The sequence below is a fragment of the Bartonella rattimassiliensis 15908 genome, assembly GCF_000278215.1.
GTDB lineage: Bacteria > Pseudomonadota > Alphaproteobacteria > Rhizobiales > Rhizobiaceae > Bartonella > Bartonella rattimassiliensis.
On the sequence record NZ_JH725068.1, the window covers coordinates 214,696 to 218,105 of the forward strand.

The window sequence follows — 3,410 nt, forward strand, 5'->3', positions numbered from 1 at the left end:
TCTTCTCCCCATGCGATGAGTGTTATTTTTGCGACCTATCAATCAATACAAGTCATTGTTGATGCGCAAAAGGATCATGGTTTAGCAGCCTTTGATTTGATTATTTGTGATGAGGCGCATAGAACAACGGGGGCTTCATTAGGAACAGAGGACAGTGAATCTGATTTTATCAAGATTCACGATAACAGTCTTATTTGCGGTAAAAAACGTCTCTATATGACGGCAACGCCTCGTATCTTTAGTGACCATGCCAAAAGGCGTGCTGATGAGGTTGAGGCTGTTTTAGCTTCTATGGATAATGAAGCCATTTATGGAAAAGTGCTTTATACTTATAGCTTCACCGATGCGGTCAAGAATGAACTGTTAACCCCTTATAAGATTATTGTTTTGGGTGTTGATGAGGGGGAAATCAGTAAAACCATGGAGATGCCTACCACAAGTAAAGATTATGAACTTACTTTAGATTATAAAACAAAAATTGTTGGCTGTTATCAAGCTTTAACCAAACTGGATCTAAAAGCTGATCTTGGAGATGATACGGCTCCCATGCGTCGTGCCTTGGCTTTTTGTAAAGATATCAAGACCTCTAAAAATATCCGTGATACCTTTCAAGGAAAAGGTGTTAAGCGGATTTTCAATAGACTTTATCAAAACCACCCCGATACGCCCCGTCTGATCTGTGAAGTTGATCATATTGATGGGAAGGATGGTGCCAAGGAACGAACAAGAAAACTGGATTGGTTGGAAGAAAATGTGGGGGAAAATCATTGCCGTGTGCTCACCAATGTAAGATGTTTGTCTGAGGGGGTGGATGTGCCTACCTTGGATGCGGTGATGTTTTTACACCCGCGTAAAAGCCAAGTCGATGTGATACAGGCGGTAGGACGTGTGATGCGTCGTGCTCCAGGCAAAAAAAGAGGCTATATCATTTTACCCGTTGGGGTCCCTGCTGGGATTGACCCCGAAAAAGCTTTAAAGAACAATCCAAAATACAGTGTTGTTTGGCAAGTTCTCGATGCCCTGCTTTCTCATGATGAGAATTTTAGTAAAACGCTTAATCAGATGAATTTAGGACAAGATGTAAGTCCTATTTTAGAGATTATAACGGTTTCTCAAAATATGGATTTAGAGAATGTCACCACGGTCGTTGATGATATCCCTCTTCAAGCAAGACCAGAAAGGACAAGCGCAAGCAATGTCTCTCCAATCCGTAAATCGCTTTCCACGCATGATGGACAAACAAGCTTTAACTTTATGGCGGCCTTCCCTAATGCTCTTAAAACGGTTCTAATTAAAAGATCAACCCTTTCTGATTATTGGGGCATATGGGCGAACAATGTTGCTGAGATTGCACAAAACCATATCAATCATCTTAAAGATATTCTTTCTGATGAGAAAGGCAAAGCGCGGTGTGCTTTTGATGCGTTTCATAAGGAATTAAAGAGCAATTTAAACGACAGCATTACGCAAGAGGAAGCGCTTGAGATGTTAGGACAACATCTTGTGACGCGTCCCGTATTTGAAGCCTTGTTTGATGGCAATGAATTTGTCCAGAACAATAGCATCTCACAAGCGATGGAAAGGATTTTAGCTGAGTTGGATAAAACCGATATCAAGCAAGAGTCTTTAGAACTCCAAGGGTTTTATAACAGTGTAAAATTCCGCGCCTCTGGGATTACCGAACCCCAAGCAAGACAGAACCTTATTATCAAACTCTACGAGGATTTCTTTTCCAAGGCATTTAAGAGAACCACGGATAGGCTTGGGATTGTTTATACGCCCGTTGAGGTTGTTGATTTTATCATTCATTCTGTTGATGATGTGTTGCGGAATGAGTTTGGAAAAAGCTTGGGGTCACGAGGTGTTTCTATTCTTGACCCTTTCACGGGAACGGGTACCTTTATCACAAGGCTATTACAATCCAATCTCATCAAACCAGAGGATATGGAATATAAATTCCGTCATGATATCCATGCCAATGAAATTGTTTTGCTTGCCTATTACATAGCAGCGATTAACATTGAATCGACGTATCATAGTTTGATGAAAGGAGAATATATTCCTTTCAAGCATATTGGTTTAACCGATACGTTTTTGATGCTTGAAAAGAAAGACTTGTTACAAAAATTATTCAAAGAAAACAGTGAATATTTAGAACATCAGAAAAATCTAAATATCGAAGTTATCTTTGGTAACCCTCCTTATTCAGTAGGTCAAAAAAATGAAAATGATAATGCCAAGAATACTCCCTATCCCATATTAAATAAACGTATCGGTGAAACTTACGCCGCTCAATCTAAAGCAACTAGTACGCAAAAGTTATATGACAGTTATATTCGTGCTATACGCTGGGCAAGCGACCGTATTGATAATGCTGGGATAATCGGCTTTGTTTCTGGCTCTGGTTATATAGAAAAGTCAACAATGGATGGGTTACGAAAATCTTTAGCCAAAGAATTTACGAGCATTTATGTGCTTAATTTACGGGGGGATATCCGTAAAAATATGTTAAGCAATGGTGTTGCTCAAGAAGGTGAAAATATTTTTGGGAGTGGTAGTATGACAGGTATTGCGGTAACGCTATTTATCAAAAATCCCAATGTTTCTGGAGATTGTAAAATTTACTATCATGACATTGGTAATAATCTTTCCACCGAAAAAAAACTTGAGAGGCTTCAATACTTTGGTAGTATTGGTGGTATTACACGTGAAGATGGTTGGCAAATAATTACACCAAACGGGCATGGTGATTGGCTTGGTCAACGTGATGAAAGTTTCAACGCCTTTTTAGCTATAGGTGATAAAGGTGATAAAAAAGGTCATGGTAAAAAACTTTTTGAGACTTATTCTCTTGGCATTTCTACCAATCGTGATGCATGGGCATATAATTCAAGTCGTGAAATTTTAGCTAAAAACATGAGTAATATGATTATGTTCTATAATAGTGAAGTAGAACGTTTTAATAATGTTTATACACATTCTGACCGTAAAGAACGCGCAAAGGCTGTAAATGATTTCGTCAATACGGAGGTGAAAAAGATTAGTTGGAGTAGTACCCTCAAAGGAGAATTATTAAGAGGAAAAATTTCCGAATTTGAAAATAATTATTTAGTTGAAAGTATTTACCGTCCCTTTACAAAGCAATGGCTCTATTACGATAGTACCTTCAATGAAGCGGTTTATCAAATGCCGCGGATATTCCCAATGGGAAAGGTGGTTGAAAATAGAGGAATTCAAATTACAGGCATAGGAGCAAGGTGTGGCTTTTCTGTTCTTATGATTAAAGATTTACCTAACCTTCATGCAATAGATACCGGTCAATGCTTTCCACGTTATATTTACGAAGACACTCCAGTTTCAAAGAATAAAAACAAAAAACAATCCCATTTATTTACAGAAGACAGCACAAC

At 38.5% G+C, this 3,410-nt stretch carries 1 protein-coding gene; it reads left to right on the forward strand.

All coding sequences use genetic code 11. From position 1 onward, the window contains the following. On the forward strand, positions 1-3,410 hold a 3,410-nt coding region (locus tag MCY_RS07355; RefSeq protein WP_007347740.1), incomplete at both ends, for a type ISP restriction/modification enzyme.